The following is a 19,504-nucleotide window of genomic DNA, read 5'->3' as shown; positions in this document are numbered from 1 at the left end:
ATGATCTGCGAAGTCAGCTGCGTTGAAGACCTGCGCAGGTGTGTCAGATCGAACAGATTCTTGCGAAACTGATTCTCAAATATGGATTGAAGGTGGCGACATTGGCCTCATGCTGCGGCCCGGCACGGAGCTCGCCCGTCGGAGCGAGCCAGGGCAGTCCTCGGTCCGCCGAGGTGGGTGTTGAGGAAGAAGAATCCCCCACCGAGGTGCGAATGTCGGGCAGGGAATCGCCCACCGCGTCCGCTCCCGATCGGCAGCTGCTGGCCGAGCTCGCGGCTCTGGCCCCGCAGGATCTGGCGATGATCGGTCTGAGTGGAGGCTCGTTCCTCATGGGAAGCGAGGACCCCTTGGCCTACCCCGACGATGGTGAAGGCCCGGTCCGCGAGGTTGGCATCGAGGGCTTCGCGATCGGCGCGACGACCGTCACGGTCGCGGAATTCGCCGCGTTCGTCCACGCGACGGGTCATCGCACTGATGCCGAAACTCATGGTGACTCCTTGGTTTTCACCGGCCTGGTGGCCGAAGGTCTGGCCGAGACCTCTCCCTCTGTGCAGGCTACCCCCTGGTGGCGTCAGGTCACAGGGGCCACCTGGTTCCACCCCGGCGGACCCGGGCCGACCGGTGTGGCTGCTGTTCCCGGTTCGACCCTCGAAGGTTCGAACCTCGAAGAGTGGGCCAGGCATCCGGTCACCCATGTTTCCCATACCGACGCCGAGGCGTATGCGCAGTGGGTGGGTGCCCGGCTGCCGACCGAAGTCGAATGGGAGTTCGCTTCCCGCGGCGGCCTCGAGCAACAGCCCTACCCCTGGGGTTCGGTACGCGAACCCGGCGGTGTGGCCCGCATGAACACCTTCGCCGGGGTCTTCCCCAGCCGACCGACAGCGCCGGTCGGCACCGTTCCCGCCGACGCGTTTGCACCCAACGGCTTCGGTCTGCACAACACGACCGGAAACGTGTGGGAGTGGACGAGCAGTCACTTCAGTGCGCACGACCAGCGACCGGTGCTACGTGGCGGGTCCTATATGTGCCATGACTCGTATTGCCGCAGGTACCGGACCTCGGCACGCTCGGCCGCGACACCGGACACCTCACTCGGTCACACGGGATTCCGTCTGGCTCTCAGCCTCTGAACTCTCAGCGGTGGTCTCCGAGTCGTCGTTCCCAGCTTCCTCGGAGGTCCAGCCGTCAGCCCACTTGCCGGTCTCATAGTCGAACCCGACAGGCTCGCCGTACTCATCCGTGCGCTGGTACCACCCGGTGTAATCCTCGTGTTCGGAGTCGATGCCCCCGTTTGCACCGTCGCCCGGCTCGGTCTGCACGACCTGGAATGCGAAGTCATCGCCGTAGCGATCAGCACCAGCGACCACGGCGTTGTCGACCGCGTTCTGGGCGTACTTGCGTCGCAGTGCGAGCGGATCGGTGCGCAGTTCCTTGAACCAGGCGAAGATGATGAAGAGCATGATGACGGCGAAGGGCACCGCAGTGACGATCACGAGCTGTTGCAGCCCTTCCAGCGCGCTGGCGTCGCCGAGGAGAAGCATGACGACGGCAATGCCCGACATCACGAGACCCCAGAACACGACAACCCACTTCTTGGGTTCCTGATCACCGCGGCTGGCGAGCATGCCCATGACCACCGACGCTGAGTCAGCAGAGGTGATGAAGAAGATCGCGAGGACGACGATCGCGACCGCCGGCAACCACTCGACATAGGGCAGGTTGCCGATGAGGGTGAAGAACACCTCGGGCGCTTCCATGCTGTCGGTGAAACCAGATGCCCCCTCTCGGTACATCCAGATCGACGTTCCGCCCATTATGCCGTAAGCAACAAAAAGCAGGGTCGAAGGGATGAAGATCGTGCCGAGGATGAACTGGCGGATGCTGCGTCCCCGTGAGATACGGGCGATGAACGTACCGACGAACGGAGACCAGGAGATCCACCAGGCCCAGTAGTAGACGGTCCACACGGACTGGAACTCGTATGTTTCGCCGCCCCAGGACAGGGACTTGCCCATCATGTCGAAGAGGGACCCGAGGTATTCCATCATCGCCGAAGGCAGCAGGTTGAGCAGGAACAGTGTCGGTCCCAGGAACAGCACGAGCGCCACGATGCCGACGGTGAGAATGATGTTGATGCTCGAGAGGTAACGGATGCCCTTTGAGACACCGGAGACCGCAGAGATGATGAAGCCGACGGTGAGAACACAGATGATGACGACGAGCATATTGTTCGTCATCGGTCCGGCCCCGCTGACGATGCTCACACCCGTGCCGATCTGCATTGCCGCGATGCCGAGAGCCGCCGCGGTTCCGAACAGGGTTGCGACGATTGCGAAGATGTCGACGACCTTGCCGGCGAAGCCCTCGGTCTGGCGTTTGCCGAACAGGGTCTGGAAGATCGAGGACAGCAGCAGCGAACGTCCGCGCCGGTAGGCGGCGTAGGCGATCGCGCCACCGACCAGGGCGTACATCGCCCAGGCATGGAAGCCCCAGTGGAAGTAGGTCTGGGCCATAGCTCCGTGCAGGGCCTCAGTGGTTTCCGGGTCGTTCGTCAGCGGTGGTGGACTGATGAAGTAGGTCAGCGGTTCGGACGGGCCGAAGAACAGCACGCCGATGCCGATTCCTGCGGCGAAGAGCATCGCCACCCAGGAGAAGGTGCTGAACTCAGCCTTCTCGTCGTCCTTGCCCAGCGGGATCTTGCCATAAGACGAGAACGCGAGGATGAGGAGTGCGACGAGTACGACGATGGCGACGACGTTGAAGAACCAGCCCACATTCATCGTTGACCAGTCGTAAGCGGCCTTAGCCACCGAGGCGACATTGGAGGAATCGGTGATGCCCCAGATCACGAAGGCGACGGTGAGCGTGCCGGCGACGGCGAAGATGATCTTGTCGAGGGAGTAGCGGCGGCGCTGTTCGTCGATCGCGATGCCCGGGACCAGGATCGGGTGGGTGTTGTGCGGGTACTGGGTGTTACTCTCCGGCTCTTCATCGGCCCGGCGGCGGGGGCGGCTGTAGTCCAGCTTGCCCAGGCCCTTTCCGGTCTCTCTGCTCATTCGTTTGGCATCGGCCTTGAGCTTCTCACGCGAGGCTTTCCGCTCGGGGCGCAGGGGGCCGGAATCATCAGTGTCGAGCCTCGGCACGTTCGCTGCTTCGGCTTCCGCGTTGGCCGCCTTCACATCGGGGTCAGCTTCGGCGGATCGGGATGTATCTGGTGTGGAGTCATCGTACATATTGCGATGGCCCTTTCTCAATCGTCGAGGAAACGGATGATCGAAAGTTGCCAGCGTGGCCTACGGCTCTGAACCGCACCACCCGATCGCTGCGCCTTCCCAGGAATCATTGGCGAAGCCGGCGGTGGGATGGGGTGCTGTTCGTGTCGCAGAAAGGGTCCGGGCACAGAGGTCTGCCCTGAAAGTACCCGTTTTTTCCATAGCTTCGGACCTTAACAGCTTCCTGTGAGCTTCTCAAAGGATTCCTGCTCCTACCCGGTGTTGACGCGGCCAGGCTCAGCCAGCGAGGTAGCGCGTCTCGATCAGCTCCACGATCTCTTCGCTCGCAGCGACAGCATCGAACTGCGGGTCTTCTGCTGCTTCGGCGACCACAGCATCAATGGCTCCACCGATGATGAGTGCAGCGGTGCGCAACTCGGCTGACTCTGCAGCTCCGAGCGCCTTTCGTGCCGCGCGAAGGAGATCTGCCACCGGCTGCCACCGTGCCGAACTCTCCGTTCGCTCGTTCCCGTGGATGCGCGCTTCGATGGTCACACGGGCGTGACTGGGATGCCTGAGGAAGTGATTCACCATGGAGCGCACATATACACCGGGACGATCACCCACCTCGGCGGACTCAATCGCATCACCGACCGATTCGACCACCGCGCCGAGCACATACCGGTATACACCGCTGACCAGATTGGATTTGTCGGTGAAGTGGTAGAGGACGGTCGGTTTGGTCACGCCTGCGCGATCAGCGATCTGCGACAGTGACACTCCTGAGTATCCGTGTTCGGCGAGGAGCTCGATGGTGACGTCGATGATCTGCGCGCGCCGAGCACGCCGGGTGAAAGTCAACGCTGGCTCGCCCGTCTTCGCCTCCGCTGGGTCTTGTGCCATACCCTGACTTTACCTTAGGATTAAATTACTGACCGATCGGTAGGGGAGGGCTGGTGGACGCTCACATTGGGCAACGCACCCGACTGCGGATGTTGCGTCCTCGGGTGCTCCTGCAGGTGGTCTCAGCCATGTCGATCGCGGCCCTTTGCGGATACTTCCTCCGGTCCCCATCGCCTGTCGGGCATTGGGACAGCGCCGATGGGGAGGCCGAGTTCTTCACCGCGTACGATCTGGCGTTCGAGAGCATGCCGGAGCCGGCGGACACGATGGACGTTCGCTCCAGCTTCGGCGTTGTTCGGGTCTATCGGTTCGCAGGGACCGGCGAAGCCTCACCGATGCTGCTGCTGCCGGGAACCGCCTCATCGACACCGGTTTGGGCGGACAACATGCCGTCCCTGCTCGCACAGGGTGATGTCTACACACTCGATCTCCTCGGCGAACCAGGTCGCAGCATCCAGGCCTCACCGATTGCCGACGCCGAAGACGAGGCCGAATGGCTCGCCGAGACGATCACAGCGATTCCAGAGAATTCCGTGAACCTGATCGGGCTCTCCCTGGGTGGTTGGACGGCGGCCAATCTCGCCATCCGCCGCGCGCAGCATGTGAAGACACTGACCCTCGTCGATCCTGTCTACACCTTCGACAACCTGCCGATGGAAACGATCCTGCGCTCGATCCCGGCCTCCGTCCCGTGGCTTCCCAAATCCGCGCGTGATGCATTCAACTCATACACAGCTGGTGGCATCGAGGTCGAGGATATGCCGGTGGCAGACATGATCGAGGCCGGGATGCACCATTACACAATGAAGAAGCCCGCACCGACTCGGATCACGGAGCAGCAGCTCTCCGACCTGTCGATGCCCGTCCTCGCAATCATCGCGGGACGCTCGGTCATGCATGACCCGAAGACCGCCTCTGCGACGGCACGGCGAGCCTTAGGCACCGAAGCGGTCCATGTCTATGAGGATGCCTCTCACGCCATCACCGGCGAATATCCAGACGAGATCACCGGTGACATCGGGGACTTCATCGCTCGACCGTGACCGGTGCCAGGCGATATCGCCGACTGGCAGGCATGGCCGAATTACACGCGGGTCGGTCGAACCGTGCCTTGCCCGGGTCAGTTCAGCAGTGCCCGGTCACCCAGGGTCGCGCCCTTGAGCTTAGAGAATTCGCCGAGCAGAGTCTTCACCGTCAGCGACTTCTTCTCTTCGGCTGAAGCCTGATAGATGATCTCACCTTCGTGCATCATAATGAGCCTGTTGCCCAGAGCGATCGCCTGCTCCATGTTGTGCGTGACCATGAGTGTGGTCAGCCCGTCATTGGACACGATCTTCTGCGTCAGGTCCGTCACGAGCGCCGCTCGCTGTGGGTCAAGAGCTGCTGTGTGTTCGTCGAGAAGCAGGATTCGAGGCTGAGTGAATCCGGCCATGAGCAGGCTCAGCGCCTGGCGCTGTCCACCGGAGAGCAGACCGACTTTGGTCTTCAACCGGTTCTCCAGGCCGAGTTCCAAAGTGGCCAGTTCATCACTGAACAGGTCCCGCCTCGCCGAGGTGGTCCCTCGTCCCAGCCCACGCCTCTTACCGCGCTTGAGCGCCAGAGACAGGTTCTGTTCGATCGTGAGGTCCGGCGCGGTGCCTGCCATCGGGTCCTGGAACACCCGGCCCAGATACTTGGCCCGTTTGTATTCGGGCATCCGGGACACCTCGGCGCCGTCGATCGTGATCGATCCGGAATCGATGGGAAGTCGGCCCGAGATCGTATTGAGCAGGGTTGACTTTCCGGCTCCGTTGGAGCCGATGACGGTGACGAAGTCAGACTCTTCGAGCTCGAGCGACAGATTCTGCAGGGCCTTGCGTTCGTTGACGGTGCCCGGGAAGAAGGTCTTCGAGATGGTATCGATCTTCAGCATGTGTCTCAGTCCTCCTTCGGGTCTGACGCGACAGTTGTTCCGGTTGCCTGTGCAGACGTCCCCGCGGGGACGTCTGTGGTGCCTTCGGGGACATCGATCGTGCCGGCCGGAACCTGGGCTCCCGCTTCGTTGGCTGGCTCATCTGCTGTCATAGCAGCTGACGAAGCTCGATTTCCGCGTGACCTCAGTGAAGGTATCCGCTTGAGGAAACCCCATCTGGGCAGCAGCAATGCGATGACGACGAGCAGTGCGGTAGTCAGCTTCATGTCGTTGGTGTCCAGGCCGGCACGCAGTGCCAGGAAGATGATGAGACGGTAGATGACCGAACCCATGAGGGCACCGAGGCTGGCCATGAAGATGTTGCGGCTGCCGAAGACTGCCTGGCCCAGGATGACCGAGGCGAGGCCGACGAGGATGAGGCCGATGCCCATGCTGATATCGGAGAATCCCTGATACTGGGCGATGAGGGCACCGCAGAGTGCGACGAAGCCATTGGACAGAGCCAGGGTAAGCATTGTCGTGTTGTCGGTGTTGACACCGAGGCTGCGGATCATCTGTCGGTTATTGCCATTAGCCTGGATCGCCAGGCCCAGATCGGTTGTGAGGAACCAGTCGATGGCGAACTTCAGAATCAAGGTGAAGACGAGAAGAATGGCGATGGAGACCCAGGTGCCCAGCCACATGTTCTCCCTCAACGGGGTGAACACGGTCTCTTCTCGCAGGAGCGGGAGGTTCGCCTTGCCCATGATGCGCAGGTTGATCGACCACAGCCCGATCATCGTCAGGATTCCGGCGAGCAGACCGTCGATGCCGCCCTTGGTGTGGAGAAGTCCTGTGATGTAGCCGGCGATGAGTCCCGCACCGATGGCCGCCAACGTCGCCAGGAAAGGGTTGACCCCGGCGATGATCAAGGATGCGGCGGTGGCGCCACCTGTGGTGAAGCTGCCATCGACGGTGAGGTCGGGGAAGTTGAGGACCTTGAAGGTCAGGTAGACCCCGAGCGCCATCGCTCCGTAGATGAGCCCGAGTTCCAGTGCTCCGAACATGTGTTTCCGATCAGGTGGTGATTTGATGCGTGGGTTGGTGTCGCCGGCCGATCACGGGACCTGATAGGTCACGAGTCTCGGCCGACGACGGGGGTCGAGCTGACGACGACGTGGGTCGCTCAGTCGATGATGCTTAATCGATCAGTCGATGACTTTGTCGGCTTCGTCGATGAGCTTCTTCGGGATTTCAACGCCCTGAGCCTTGGCGGCCTTCGGGTTGACCACGAGTTCGAGGTTGGAGCTGGTCTCTACTGGCATGTCGGCCGGCTTCTTGCCGTCTTGGAGGATCTTCAGCGCCATTTCGCCGGTCTGTTCGCCCAGCTTCGTGTAGTCGATGCCGCGGGTGATCGCCGCACCCTGTTCCACCTGGCCGGCTTCCGAACCGACGAGGAGGGCCTTGTTCTTCTCCGCTGCCTGGACCATGGTCGTGACGGCCGAGACGACGTTGTTGTCGGTCGGGACGTAGTACGCGTCGACCTTACCGAGGGAGTCCACTGCCTGCGCCAGTTCACTGGAGTTGGCGATCGTGGCTTCCTTGATCTTGACCCCAATGTCCTTCGCGGCCTTCTTCGCGAGGTCGACCTGGACTTCCGAGTTGACCTCCCCGGAGCTGTAGACGATGCCGACAGTTTTTGCATCGGGCTTCAGTTCCTTGACCAGTTTGAGCTGGTCGGCGACCGGGTTGAGGTCGGAGGTGCCGGTGACGTTGGCACCCGGCGCATCGTCGGACTTCACAAGCCCGGCCTCTTTGGCGTCGGTGACGGCGGTGAAGAGCACCGGAACGTTGGTGATTGCCTGCGCGGCAGCCTGTGCTGCCGGAGTGGCCACTGCGAGGACGAGGTCGAGGTCCTCGTTGGCGAATGTCTGCGCGATAGAGGTCGCGTTGGCCTGCTCGCCCTGCGCGTTCTGTTCGTCCCATTTGACGGTGACATCGGCATCCTCGAATGACTTCTTGAATCCTACACTGGCGGCGTCGAGCGCCGGGTGCTGAACCAGCTGGGAGATGCCGATCGAGTAGGAATCCCCGCCTTCACCGTCACCGCTGGCGCCGTCTCCGCCCGAACATGCTGATACCGCAATAACCGAACTCACCGCCACAATTGCTGTGGCCAGACGCCTGAGACGCATTCTTCTCCCCTTTGAAAAAACCGGTGCAACTGCGCAGAACCGGCACGAACCCTGTCACTTGTTCCCGGTCGGACCCATCGGTGGGCCTCGTAGAACTGCAGACGAACCACATACTGGCTGCGGCTCAGATCATTCTGATTCCGCAGACGAGCAAGGGTGCGACTGTGATGACAACCACTCTATTGGGCGCCGCTGACACGACCGACCAAAACAAGGTTTTGGAGACAATCGTCCCAGTATTGTTATCTGTCGCGACAAACGTCCCCTGCTGCCGCGCATGCATCACCCAAGCGTCCCGGTGTGGCGTCCCCGCGGGGACGCCACTCCTCAGCATCAGGCTTCGATGGTGACATCCGATCGACCCAGCACGTCGAGGATCCATGCGAAGTCGAAAGCCGTTTCCTTCCAAGAGTCGTACCGTCCGGATGCACCGCCGTGTCCGGCGACCATTTCGGTTTTGAGCAGCACATCGGCACCGACCTCACGGAGTCGAGCGACCCATTTGGCAGGTTCGACGTAGAGGACCCGGGTGTCATTGAGGGAGGTCACCGCCAAAATCTTCGGATGGGCCACCTCTGCGACGTTCTCGTACGGAGAATAGGAGCGCATGTATTCGTAGACGTCCTGGTCGTGGAGCGGGTCTCCCCACTCCTCCCATTCGATGACGGTGAGGGGAAGTTCGGGCATGAGGATGGAGGTCAGCGCATCGACGAAGGGCACATGCGCACTGACCCCGGCGAAGAGCTCCGGAGCCATGTTCGTCACCGCTCCCATCAGCAGCCCTCCGGCCGATCCCCCGGTTGCAACAAGCTTCTCCGGACTCGTCCACCCTTCGGCCACGAGGTGGCGTCCAGCCGCAATGAAATCGGTGAAGGTGTTCTTCTTCGCCGAGGTCTTGCCCTGGTCGTACCAGTGCCGGCCCATCTCACCGCCGCCTCGCACGTGTGCGATGGCGAAGACGACTCCGCGGTCGAGCAGGGAGAGCCGCGAGACGGAGAAGTAGGGATCCATGCTCATCTCGTAAGAGCCGTACCCGTAGAGCACCAAGGGGGCAGGCTCGGCTGGAGCTGCTGCAGTGTCCGTCGCCGAGGTGGTGGTGCTGTTCGTCGCCGAGGTGGTGGTTCCGGTGGCAAGCGGCACCAGATCGGTGCGAAAGACCAGGGAGATCGGAATCTGAGTTCCGTCCTCGGCACTGGCCCAGACAAGGGATTCGCGGTAGTTCTCAAGGTTGACCGAGCCGAGGACGGGCTGGCGTTTGAGGACCGTGTCAGTGCCGTCTGTCACGCTGTGCTGATAGATCACAGCGGGTGTGGACATGGAGGTGAAGAGCAGTCGGATGCTCGTCTGTGTGAACTCTGGGTTGCCGGCGAATCCCAGGGTGCCGGTTTCGCGAGAGAAAGGCAGTTCCTGCAGGCGACCGAACGGCGAAACAGTGTCGCTGGGAGTCGACGCTCCACTTCGCACGGCCTGCCCGCTCGTGTTCAGCTCGATGATGCCGACCCGGGCGAATCCGCCGCGACGGTAACTGACGACGATGAAGTCGGCGAAGGCGTCGACATCTTCGATGCGCAGCCCGTCGACGTCATCCAGCAAGGGACGACCGAGGGTGGATGGGTCGGCGATGCCGCCGGGTTCGTCGATGGCGTCGACGGGTTCGCGTGCGGTACCGGCCGGATCGGAGACGGGCACATCGATGATATCGAAGTCATCGCGGTCCTGATTGTGGGTGATGAGGAAGCGGTCCTCACCGGCGATGATCGCATGCTCCACGGAGTATTCGACTCCGTCGACGCGGGGCCAGACCACCTGCGGAGTGGTTTCGAGGTCATCGGCTTCGAGCGACCAGAATCCTGTGGTGGTCTTCGACCCGGTGACGACGAACATGTATTTGCCTGAACGGGCAAATCCCGAGCCGACGAAGAAGCGCTCGTCGGGCTCGTGGAAGATGCAGACATCGTCGCTGCTGTCGGTGCCGACGACGTGGCGCCAGACCTTCTCCGGTCGCCATGCCTCGTCGACAGTGGTGTAGAAGACGTAGCGGCCGGCGGGGTCGATGGAGGCACCGGCGAAGGTGCCTTCGACGGTGTCGGGCAGATCTTCGCCTGTGCTCAGGTCGCGCAGTCTCAGTGTGTAGCGTTCGTCTCCGGAGTTGTCGACGCCGAAGAGCAGATACCGACCGTCATCGGTGAGAGAGAAGGTGCCCAGCGAGAAGAACTCCTGCCCCTCGGCTGCGATGTTCGAGTCGAAGATGACCTCTTCGCCGGGAAGCGTCTCCTCGCCGACCTCGGGCGGAGTCCAGTCATCGGCGTTCGCGATGGGGGCGCGAACGCTGATCCCGTAGTCGAGCCCTGCTTTGGTGCGGGAGAAGTACCAGTAGTCGCCGCGCCTGGTCGGTACCGACATGTCGGTTTCCTTGATGCGGGTTTTGATCTCGGTGAAGATCGATTCGCGCAGTGGTTCGAGTCCGGATGTCTGGGTGTTCGTCCACTCGTTCTCGGCCTCGAGGTGGGCGATGACCTCCGGGGATTCCTTCTCACGCATCCACTCGTAGTCATCGACGAAGGTGTGGCCGTGGTGGGTGCGCTCATGGGGGATCTTCTTGGCCACGGGGGCGCTGGGGGCAGTGTCGTTCATGGTCCCAGCCTAACTACCTCGACGTCGATGATGGCGCGCAGATGGCGATGGCGCATAGATGCGAACGGGTGCGCCCATGACACCTCACATCGCGAACTTCACTCCCGCAGTTCCCGCGTGTCCAGGTGAGCAGAATGAGCAGAACGCGATCAGTGCGCACAACCGAGTAATTGTGACGTGAATCAACCTAAGCTATGACGAGCCTCACATGCAGTTCACAACCGATATGAAAGTTTGGTCAATGACGAACCATTCCGCCTCAGATCCTGGCGCAGATCCACGGTCCGAGCCGCCTCATCCGACTCGGCGCATGTTCGGTCGGATCACCTACGGTGCCATCGCAGTGGCTGCCATCGGGACCGCCACCGCCTACTCGGTCAAAGCAGCATCGGCCAAGGGAGATCTCTCCTCGAACCTCACAATCATCGCACCTGCCGGTGCCGGTGGCGGTTGGGATGGGTTCGCCCGCGAGACCCAGCAGGCCATGCGGATGAACAACCTGGCCAACAACTCCCAGGTCGTCAACATTCCCGGCGCCGGTGGCACCATCGGGCTCGGCAAGTTCTCCACTATGGGCGGTCAGGCCGACACCCTCCTGGCCACCGGTACCGCGATGGTCGGCGGCATTGCGCTCAACAAGTCGCCCGTCGGGTTCTCCGACACGACTCTGCTCGCCCGGGTCGCGGAGGATTATGACGTACTCATCGCCGCCGCCGATTCTCCGTACAACACGATCGATGACGTCGTCGGCGCCTGGAAGAAGGACCCGGAAGGGTTCGTCTGGACAGGCGGTTCTGCCGGTTCCGTCGATCACCTCACGATCGCTCAGCTGGCTCTGCTCTCCGATATTCCGGCCTCTGGCATCACCTATATTCCGAAGTCCGGCGGCGGTGAGGCGATCCAGACGCTGCTCTCGGGCACAACAGACTTCGCGTCCTGTGGTTTCAACGAGGTCTCGGACCAGATCGAAGCCGGCCGCGTCAAGGCTCTCGGTGTGGCCTCACCGAAACGCATCGACGGCTACGACGAGGTTCCCACGATGACGGAACAGGGTTACAAGGTGACTCTGACCAACTGGCGCGGCTTCCTCGGCGCCCCCGACATCAGCGAGGATCAGAGCTCGCAGCTTGTCGACATCCTCAAGCAGACTCGTGACAGCGCGGAATGGGCCGACGCCCTCGACCGCAACAAATGGACGGACGTGTGGCTGACAGGTGATGAGTTCGCAGAGTTCGTCAAGGAGGACACTTCTCGGATCGAGAAGCTGCTGAAGGAGTTGGGACTGTGAGCATCAATACGTCAACGGAGAAGAGAACCAGGACGGGCCACCTCGGCGCCGGGACCTGGTGGCAGGGGCGATCAGGTCTCCTGGTCCCCCTCATCATGGCCGGGTTCTCGACCTACCTGCTCATCGGCATCATCACGATGGACGTCGCCGAGGATGCCGATCAGCCGGGGCCGCAGTTCTTCCCCATGATCATCATGATCGTCGGCTACATCCTCACTGTTCTGCTGACGATCGCCTATATCCGCAATCCCGAACCCGTCGATGTCGACGATGGTCTCCCCGCGGAGGTGGAGGAGGAGAAGGCATTCTCGACGCCTGTCACCTCGGCGGTATCTGCCTCACGCCTTGACCCGCATGAAGAGGATGAACCGGCCCAGGACCGTAAGGCACTTGCTGCAGCTCGGGCGGAAGACTCCGCACATCGCACCCACAGCGACTTCGTGTCCCTGGCCTGGGGTGCCGGCGGCTTCGCCGCGTTCGCCCTCATCTTGGAGTTCGCCGGGTGGATCCTTGCCGCTGCTCTTCTGTTCTGGTGCGTGGCCCGGTCGATGGGGTCGAAACGTCCTCTGTTCGACCTCACCATGGCACTGACTTTCTCGTCCCTGGTCTACATCGCGTTCGCGGTGCTGCTGGGGCTCAATCTTCCTTCGGGAATCCTGGGAGGTGGCTTCTGATATGGACGCTCTCATGTCCCTCTTCGAAGGCTTCACACACGCGCTGACGCCGATGAACCTGCTGTGGGTTCTCGTCGGCTGCTTCCTCGGCACCGCCGTGGGCGTACTGCCGGGTCTGGGGTCATCGATGGCAGTGGCACTGCTGCTGCCGATGACCTTCGCTCTCGACCCGACCGGTGCATTCATCATGTTCGCCGGCGTCTACTTCGGTGGTCTTTTCGGTGACTCCACCATGGCCATTCTCATGAACACACCCGGCCAGGCATCGGCGATCGCTTCGACGTTCGAAGGCCACAAGATGGCGCGCAACGGGCGAGCCCCGCAGGCTCTGGCGACGGCCGCGATCGGTGCCTTCATCGGCGGTTTCATCTCCTGCTGTCTCGTTGTGTTCGTCGCACCTGCATTGGCAGACTTCTCGTCGAACTTCGGTCCTGCAGAGTTCTTCGCACTCGCACTCTTCGCGTTCGTTGCGACCTCTTCGGTCGTCGCTGACTCCGTACTCAAGGGCCTCATGGCTCTGGTGCTCGGCATCGGCTTCTCGGTCATCGGCATCGATTCGGTCTCCGGAACGGAACGCTTCACCTTCGGTGTCCCCGAACTCTTCGACGGGGTTTCGCTGGTCACGGTGACCGTCGCGATCCTGGCCCTGGGCGAGGTCTTCTTCATCGCCTCCCGGATCCGTCGCAAGGTGAACGACAACACGATCAACTCCTCGGGTCGCCCCTTCCTCTCCCGCAAGGAATTCGGCGAGGCACTGCCGGCCTGGCTGCGGGGGACTGCAATCGGCCTGCCCTTCGGTGTGATTCCAGTCGGCGGCGCAGATGTGCCGACGTTCATGTCCTATGGTCTCGAGCGCAAACTCGACTCCAGACGCGAACATCCGAAGTTCGGTGACAAAGGTGCCATCCGCGGCCTGGCCGGACCCGAGTCGGCAGGTTCCGCCACGACCGGCATCGCCATGGGTGCCCTGCTGGCCTTGGGCCTGCCGATCTCAGCGACAGCCGCGATCATGTTGGCGGCGTTCCGCCAGTACGGTCTGCAGCCAGGGCCGCTGCTCTTCGACCGATCCCCTGACCTTGTGTGGGGTCTGCTGGCGAGCTTCTTCATCGCCATGGTCGTCCTCCTCATCATCAACCTGCCCTTCGCTCCGCTGTGGGCCAAGCTGCTCAAGATCCCGGATCCCTACCTCTACGGTGGCATCGCAGTCTTCTGCGGGCTGGGCATCTATGCCACCTCGGCGTCGCAGTTCGAGCTCATGGTCCTGCTGGGAATCGGCATCATCAGCTTCGTGCTCAAACGCTACGGAGTGCCGCTGGCTCCGCTGATGATCGGCATGGTGCTGGGCCCACTGGCAGAATCCAGTCTGCGCGATGCCCTGCTGGCTTCGGGCAACGATGTCTCGACCCTCGCGTCCTCGCCGATCACGATCGTCCTCTATGTCGTCCTCATCGGCGCACTGCTCTACACCGGCATCGGTCGAGTGTTGGCACGTCAGCGGCAGAAGAAGACAGCCGCGGCGACATCGCGTGACAGCGAGTCGGTCAGCTCATGATCTGAGCAGTGGAACCTGATGCATGAAGACGAAAGGCCCCGTGGATGATTCGATCGAATCGTCCGCGGGGCCTCGTGCGTTCTAGGAGGTCTGACTCTCGCTCAATCTGTCCTGTCCATCCGTCCTCAGGAAATAGGCTCAGTGATGCGAGGCTCTTCAACTGGCCCAGGAAGGAGCCGGCCCGCGCCCTTGAGACCGAACGTGGTGAGGACCGCAGCGATGAGGACGAGGACGACCGCTGCACCTGCCGCCCATTGGACGCCGAGGTCGAAGGACGCAACAGCAGCCTCGGCGAGTTGATCACCGATCTGCCCACCTTTGGCACTCGCATGCTCAAGTGAGGAACCAAGGGTGTCGAACTCCGGACCGCTCGCCTTGGCACCCAGCGTGGCCTGCAGGTGGGAGCCGAAAACCATAGTCGAGAGTCCGCCGAGGACGGCGGTTCCCATGACCGATCCGAATTCGTAGGCCGTCTCGGAGATCGCCGAGGCGGCACCCGCCTTGTGCGCAGGAACAGCCGCGAGGATGAGGTCGTTCGTGATGACCTCGGCCGTGCCGATGCCGATGCCGAGGATGAGGAACGAGATGACCATGCCCGCGACCGAATGTTCGGGTGAGAAGGCCACGATCCCGAGCCCGACTGCATTGAACACGAGGGCACAGGGAACAACCACGCGCGGCTGGACTCGCGCCATGATCGGCACCGCCGCGTAGCCGGCGACGATCGAGGTGACGAGGCCGGGGATGAGGACGAGCGCCGCCTCGACCGGGGACATGCCGAGAACCAGCTGGAGCAGCTGGGTGCCGAAATAGAGGAATCCGGCCAGGCCCATGACGCTGAGCAGGTTGGACGCCACTGCTGAGCTGAAGACCTTGTCGGTGAAGAGCCGGACGTCGAGCAGCGGACGCGAGGAATAGAGCTGGCGAAGAACGAATCCGGTTCCCGCAAGCGCGGTCACCATGAGGCTGGCCCAGAAGAGGAGGTCCACGCCCTCGGCCATAACGTGTTTGATGGCGAAGACGAGCGGGGTGAGCGTGAGCATGGACAGCACGATCGACAAGGGGTCGATCCGGCCCGGGTTCGGGTCACGCGACTCCGGCAACAGCACGATGGCGGCGGGAATGAAGATCGCAATCAGAGGAAGGTTGATGAAGAAGATCGCGCTCCAGTGGAAGTGCTCGAGCAGAATTCCGCCGACGATGGGCCCGAGGGCGGCGCCGCCTGAGAACATGGCGGACCAGGTGGCGATGGCGACCCGGCGGTCCTTGGCGTTGAGGAAGATGTTGCGGATGAGCGAGAGCGTCGAGGGCATGAGGGTGGCGCCGAAGATGCCCAGCAGCGCACGGGCGGCCATGAGCATCTCCGGCGAAGTGGAGAACGCAGCCAGCAGCGAGGCCAGGCCGAAGCCGATGGCGCCGACGACGAGCAGTTTGCGGCGACCGACCCGGTCACCGATGCTGCCCATGGCCACGAGGAGTCCCGCGAGCATGAGCGCATAGATGTCGACGATCCAGAGGAGCTGGGTGCCGGTGGGATGGAGGCCGGTGCTGATGGCCGGTATCGCGAATCCCAAGACGGTGTTGTCGATCGAGATGAGCAGAACAGGGATCATCAGCACAGCCAGGCCAGCCCATTCGCGCCGACCAGCGCGCAGTTGTGGTGTCTGTGTGGTGAACATGGAATCTACTGTACCGTCTAGACGGTACAGTGAACAAGGCCGGGGAGAGTCCGCTCAGGGAATATGCAGGTGGCCACCCGCCCCTAGCGCCCTCAAGCGTCCGCCCACCAGCTTCACAGGATCTCGGGCTCCGGATTTCCGACACCGGCGAGGAAGTCGAAGTCACAGCCCTGATCGGCCTGGTTCACGTGGCGACGGTAGAGCCCGAGATAGCCTCGTTCATGGCCGAGGTCCGCCGGAGCGATCCGAGCCAGCCGATCGGCCCATTCCGCTTCGTCGACCTTGGCGTTGATGGTCCCTGCAGTGACATCGAGTTCGATGAGATCGCCTGTTCGCACCGCGGCAAACGGTCCGCCCACCGCCGACTCCGGGGCGACGTGGAGGATGCAAGTGCCATAGCTGGTCCCCGACATTCGGGCATCGGAGATCCTCACCATGTCGCGCACGCCCCGCTCGACGAGCTTCTTCGGCAGGGGCATCATTCCCCATTCGGGCATTCCCGGAGCTCCGACCGGACCGGAGCCGCGCAGGATGAGGACCGTGTCCTCGTCGACTTCGAGACCCGGGTCATCGATCTGAGCCTTGTACTCTCGGTAGGAGTCGAAGACGAGCGCGGTTCCCACATGCCTAAGCTTCTTCGGATCCATCGATGCAGGCTTGATGACCGCCCCATCCGGACACATGTTGCCACGCAGCACGCGCAGCGCCGGAACCGACGACACAGGATTGTCGACTCCGCGGATGATGTTGTCTTCGTGGACCTCTGCCGGCTCGACCTCGTCACCCAGGACTCCCCCGGTGATGATCGGCGCGTCCAGGTGGAGCAGATCCTGCAGGCGATTGAGCAGCCCCAGGATCCCGCCCGCGTCGTAGAAGTCCTGCATGAGGTAGTCGCCGGCAGGCCGGATGTTGGCCAACAGCGGAACTCGCGAAGCGAGCGCGTCGAACAGGTCGTTCGTGGTGTCAAGGCCCGCGCGCCGCCCCAGGGCGACGAGGTGGACGATGGCATTCGTCGATCCGCCCATGGCCAGCGCGACCACGGAAGCGTTGTGGACAGCCTCGGCGGACATAATCGTCGAAGGCGCACGGTTGTTCCACACCGCATCGACGGCCAGCCGTCCGCTGGCGGCGGCGAGGCGAGACTGATCGGCCATCACGGCGGGAATCGATGACGCTCCGGGCAGGGAGAACCCGAGGACCTCGGCGATGGCCGTCATCGTCGAAGCCGTTCCCATCGTCATGCAATGGCCAGGAGTTCGAGCGATGCCGCCTTCCATCCCCTTCCATTCGCACTCGGAGATGTTGCCGGCCCGGAGCTCATCCCAGTACTTCCACACATCCGATCCGCTGCCGAGCGTCTGACCCTTCCAACATCCGCTCATCATCGGCCCTGAGGGAAAGTAGACCGAGGGGATGTCCATGCTGATGGCCCCCATGAGGAGTCCCGGAGTTGTCTTGTCGCAGCCGCCCATCAGCACCGCGCCGTCGATGGGATACGACCTCAGCAGCTCTTCGGTCTCCATGGCCAGGAGGTTCCGGTAGAGCATCGTCGTCGGCTTCTGAAAGTTCTCCGACAGCCCGATCGCCGGCAGTTCGAGAGGAAAGCCGCCCGACTGGAAGACGCCGCGCTTGATCTCTTCGACTCGCTGCGGGAAGTGGCCATGGCACGGACTGATGTCGTTGTAGGTGTTGATGATGCCGATGATCGGCTTGCCGACGAAGTCCTCCTCCGAATACCCCAGCTGTTTGATGCGTGAGCGGTGTCCGAACGATCGCAGATCATTGACACCGAACCACCGATGGCTTCGCAGTTCTGTGGGTTCCTTCGACATTGCACTCTCCCTGTCTCGAATCCTCTCGGCTCTCGCCGAACTCATTTCCGCCGCGTCGGACCCGGCAGCGCGGGCGACGGTTGCACCTGTCGACCCTGTCACGGATAGACGACCAGCGACAGGAACGCCGTTGCGATCGTCAGAATCACCGCAAGCGGCAATCCGATCTTGATGTAGTCGGTGTACCGCAGCTTCGCCACGAGGGTCTGCGTCATGCAAGGGGTCCCGATCGGGGTGAAGACGGCGATGTTGCAGGCCAGCGTGATGGCGATCGCCCAGCTGGTCGGGTCGGCACCGACCGAGGCCGCCACGGACATTCCGATCGGCACGAACATCGCCGTGAGAGCGACGTTCGAGGCGAAGTTCGTCAGGACCATGGCAGCCATGCACAGGAACAGCAGGATCAGCCATTCCCCCGAGATCCCGCCGAGGAGGCTGGTGATCCAGTCGGCCACGAGCTGCCCGCCACCGGACTGAGTCAAGCCGGCCCCGAAGGCCTGGGCAGCGCTGAGGATGATGATCGTGTTCCAGTCGATGCGCTTGAGCGCTTCCGTGAACGGCAGGCATCCGGTGACGATGAGGACGATGGCGCCCACCATGGCGACCGTCGCGATGTCGGCGATGCCGATCGAGAACCCGACGATCATGAGGATGAGGACAACCAGCGAGAACGGCATCCGCCAATTCAGCGAGGCCTTCGGCGGTGTGTGATCGACCACGGCGGTCGAGACACCGGGGCCCGCTGAATCGCCGGTTCGCGAGCCATCTGACCGGGAGGAGGAAGTCCGCGATTTTGCCGAATGGCCGCGCTCCTCCGAGTCAGGCAGCTCCGTGGAGTCGAGACCCACCAGATCGACCGGCCCGCGATCGGCAAGGACGCGTGTGCCGATGCGGTAACCCAGGGTGGCCATGTAGACAACCGTGATGATGATCAGCGGTCCCCCGACGGCGCTGAGGGTGAACATGCTCATGGGACGCGCGCCCTCGGTCTCCATAAGAATGTCCTGGGTGACGAGCTGCGCCGTGGAACCGGTGAGAGTGGCGATGCCGCCGATGGCGGCTCCGATGCCAGCGGAGATCGCCAGGAGCTGCACGTTCAGCTTCGTCGTGGCCCGGGCCGCGAGGATGCCGATGAGCGGCAGGAAGATCGCGACGACAGCGCTGTTGCTCAAGAATGCCGAGAGGCAGGCGGTGACCAGAGTGATCGCGGCGACGAGCAGTCGCGGACTGCGCTCGACCCTGCTGCGTTGGAACCACTTGACCACGAGGTCGATGACGCCGGTATTGAACAGGGCACTGCCGACGACCATCATGCACGCGGTGAAGACCGTCGCGGTGCTGCCGAATTTGACGTACGAGTCCTCAAAGCTCAGCGCCCCGATCGCCACCATCAGCAGCGATGCGCCGACCGCAGTGATCGCGATCGGGATCTTCTCGAGAATGAAAGAGATCATCGCGACCACGATGATGAGGAGGCCGAGAACCGCCTGCCATTCGTCCATGTGCTGAAGTCTCCTTTGACTTGTGCCGGTCAGCGTCCGTTCACTGCCGATCTGTGGTGTTCAGATATGAACTGGTAGTCTCTATATGAACAACCCTATTGAGAGGATCCGACCGCGTCAAGGCGCTTGCCGGTGATACCCC

General features: G+C 62.5%; 14 protein-coding genes. 5 read left to right on the top strand and 9 right to left on the bottom strand.

From position 1 onward, the window contains the following. The first annotated feature begins 92 nt into the window (after positions 1-92). Entirely contained in the window at positions 93-1,130 is a 1,038-nt protein-coding gene (locus tag INT40_RS14040; RefSeq protein ID WP_319021997.1) for a formylglycine-generating enzyme family protein, read from the top strand. Here INT40_RS14040 and INT40_RS14035 read toward each other — a convergent pair. Further along, positions 1,089-3,233, bottom strand: coding sequence for a BCCT family transporter (locus INT40_RS14035; protein ID WP_193096320.1), 2,145 nt, complete (start codon positions 3,231-3,233; stop codon positions 1,089-1,091). The genes INT40_RS14040 and INT40_RS14035 overlap by 42 nt on opposite strands. 276 nt (positions 3,234-3,509) lie before the next feature. Continuing rightward, complete coding sequence (locus INT40_RS14030; protein ID WP_101572844.1) at positions 3,510-4,115, bottom strand: TetR/AcrR family transcriptional regulator; 606 nt, start codon at positions 4,113-4,115, stop codon at positions 3,510-3,512. A 53-nt stretch (positions 4,116-4,168) separates the two neighbouring features. Between INT40_RS14030 and INT40_RS14025 the strand changes: the two genes are divergently transcribed. Further along, the gene (locus INT40_RS14025) at positions 4,169-5,158 is read left to right on the top strand and encodes an alpha/beta hydrolase (protein WP_319021996.1); all 990 of its coding nucleotides are present in this window, start codon (positions 4,169-4,171) and stop codon (positions 5,156-5,158) included. Positions 5,159-5,235: 77 nt separating this feature from the next. On the opposite strand, the gene INT40_RS14020 is transcribed toward INT40_RS14025, so the two are convergent. The 4 genes from INT40_RS14020 to INT40_RS14005 form a co-directional block, all read right to left on the bottom strand. Then, a complete protein-coding gene (locus INT40_RS14020) occupies positions 5,236-6,027 on the bottom strand; it encodes an ABC transporter ATP-binding protein (RefSeq protein WP_101572842.1) in 792 nt (263 codons plus the stop codon). 5 nt (positions 6,028-6,032) lie between these two features. Then, positions 6,033-7,073 carry an ABC transporter permease gene (locus INT40_RS14015; protein ID WP_193072372.1) on the bottom strand — a complete coding sequence of 347 codons (1,041 nt, stop codon included), beginning with the start codon at positions 7,071-7,073 and terminating at the stop codon, positions 6,033-6,035. Between the two features lie 141 nt (positions 7,074-7,214). After that, complete coding sequence (locus INT40_RS14010; RefSeq protein ID WP_193072371.1) at positions 7,215-8,201, bottom strand: ABC transporter substrate-binding protein; 987 nt, start codon at positions 8,199-8,201, stop codon at positions 7,215-7,217. A 333-nt stretch (positions 8,202-8,534) separates the two neighbouring features. Then, on the bottom strand, positions 8,535-10,835 hold the full coding sequence (locus INT40_RS14005) for a S9 family peptidase (RefSeq protein WP_193096319.1): 2,301 nt from the start codon (positions 10,833-10,835) through the stop codon (positions 8,535-8,537). Between the two features lie 241 nt (positions 10,836-11,076). On the opposite strand from INT40_RS14005, the gene INT40_RS14000 reads away from it, so the two are divergent. Genes INT40_RS14000 through INT40_RS13990 form a run of 3 tightly spaced genes read left to right on the top strand, consistent with a single transcriptional unit; the run spans position 11,077 to position 14,349 of the window. Continuing rightward, positions 11,077-12,123 (top strand): Bug family tripartite tricarboxylate transporter substrate binding protein, encoded by a 1,047-nt coding sequence (locus INT40_RS14000; protein ID WP_193096318.1) that lies wholly within the window; start codon positions 11,077-11,079, stop codon positions 12,121-12,123. Further along, entirely contained in the window at positions 12,120-12,797 is a 678-nt protein-coding gene (locus INT40_RS13995) for a tripartite tricarboxylate transporter TctB family protein (protein ID WP_193072367.1), read from the top strand. Before INT40_RS14000 ends, INT40_RS13995 begins: the two co-directional genes overlap by 4 nt. Before the next feature lies 1 nt (position 12,798). Then, positions 12,799-14,349: a tripartite tricarboxylate transporter permease gene (locus INT40_RS13990; protein ID WP_101572834.1), complete on the top strand. Its 1,551-nt coding sequence runs from the start codon at positions 12,799-12,801 to the stop codon at positions 14,347-14,349. 125 nt (positions 14,350-14,474) lie between these two features. On the opposite strand, the gene INT40_RS13985 is transcribed toward INT40_RS13990, so the two are convergent. The 3 genes from INT40_RS13985 to INT40_RS13975 form a co-directional block, all read right to left on the bottom strand. Beyond that, complete coding sequence (locus INT40_RS13985; protein ID WP_101572832.1) at positions 14,475-16,028, bottom strand: MFS transporter; 1,554 nt, start codon at positions 16,026-16,028, stop codon at positions 14,475-14,477. A 113-nt stretch (positions 16,029-16,141) separates the two neighbouring features. Continuing rightward, entirely contained in the window at positions 16,142-17,860 is a 1,719-nt protein-coding gene (gene araD / locus INT40_RS13980) for an L-arabinonate dehydratase (protein WP_193096317.1), read from the bottom strand. A 98-nt stretch (positions 17,861-17,958) separates the two neighbouring features. Beyond that, the gene (locus INT40_RS13975) at positions 17,959-19,362 is read right to left on the bottom strand and encodes an SLC13 family permease (protein WP_193096316.1); all 1,404 of its coding nucleotides are present in this window, start codon (positions 19,360-19,362) and stop codon (positions 17,959-17,961) included. Between the last annotated feature and the right edge of the window lie 142 nt (positions 19,363-19,504).

The organism is Brevibacterium sp. FME17 (assembly GCF_014897515.1).
GTDB lineage: Bacteria > Actinomycetota > Actinomycetes > Actinomycetales > Brevibacteriaceae > Brevibacterium.
The sequence above is the reverse complement of the archived record's forward strand: the minus strand, read 5'-3'. Positions and strand labels throughout refer to the sequence as shown.

What these genes read in the sequence shown, in the direction of transcription:
- INT40_RS14000 (WP_193096318.1), top strand. Translation starts at nt 11,077, where the DNA reads ATGACGAACCATTCCGCCTCAGATCCTGGCGCAGATCCACGGTCCGAG.
- INT40_RS14005 (WP_193096319.1), bottom strand. Translation starts at nt 10,835, where the DNA reads ATGAACGACACTGCCCCCAGCGCCCCCGTGGCCAAGAAGATCCCCCAT.
- INT40_RS14015 (WP_193072372.1), bottom strand. Translation starts at nt 7,073, where the DNA reads ATGTTCGGAGCACTGGAACTCGGGCTCATCTACGGAGCGATGGCGCTC.
- INT40_RS14010 (WP_193072371.1), bottom strand. Translation starts at nt 8,201, where the DNA reads ATGCGTCTCAGGCGTCTGGCCACAGCAATTGTGGCGGTGAGTTCGGTT.
- araD (WP_193096317.1), bottom strand. Translation starts at nt 17,860, where the DNA reads ATGTCGAAGGAACCCACAGAACTGCGAAGCCATCGGTGGTTCGGTGTC.
- INT40_RS13985 (WP_101572832.1), bottom strand. Translation starts at nt 16,028, where the DNA reads ATGTTCACCACACAGACACCACAACTGCGCGCTGGTCGGCGCGAATGG.
- INT40_RS14020 (WP_101572842.1), bottom strand. Translation starts at nt 6,027, where the DNA reads ATGCTGAAGATCGATACCATCTCGAAGACCTTCTTCCCGGGCACCGTC.
- INT40_RS14030 (WP_101572844.1), bottom strand. Translation starts at nt 4,115, where the DNA reads ATGGCACAAGACCCAGCGGAGGCGAAGACGGGCGAGCCAGCGTTGACT.
- INT40_RS14035 (WP_193096320.1), bottom strand. Translation starts at nt 3,233, where the DNA reads ATGTACGATGACTCCACACCAGATACATCCCGATCCGCCGAAGCTGAC.
- INT40_RS13990 (WP_101572834.1), top strand. Translation starts at nt 12,799, where the DNA reads ATGGACGCTCTCATGTCCCTCTTCGAAGGCTTCACACACGCGCTGACG.
- INT40_RS13975 (WP_193096316.1), bottom strand. Translation starts at nt 19,362, where the DNA reads ATGGACGAATGGCAGGCGGTTCTCGGCCTCCTCATCATCGTGGTCGCG.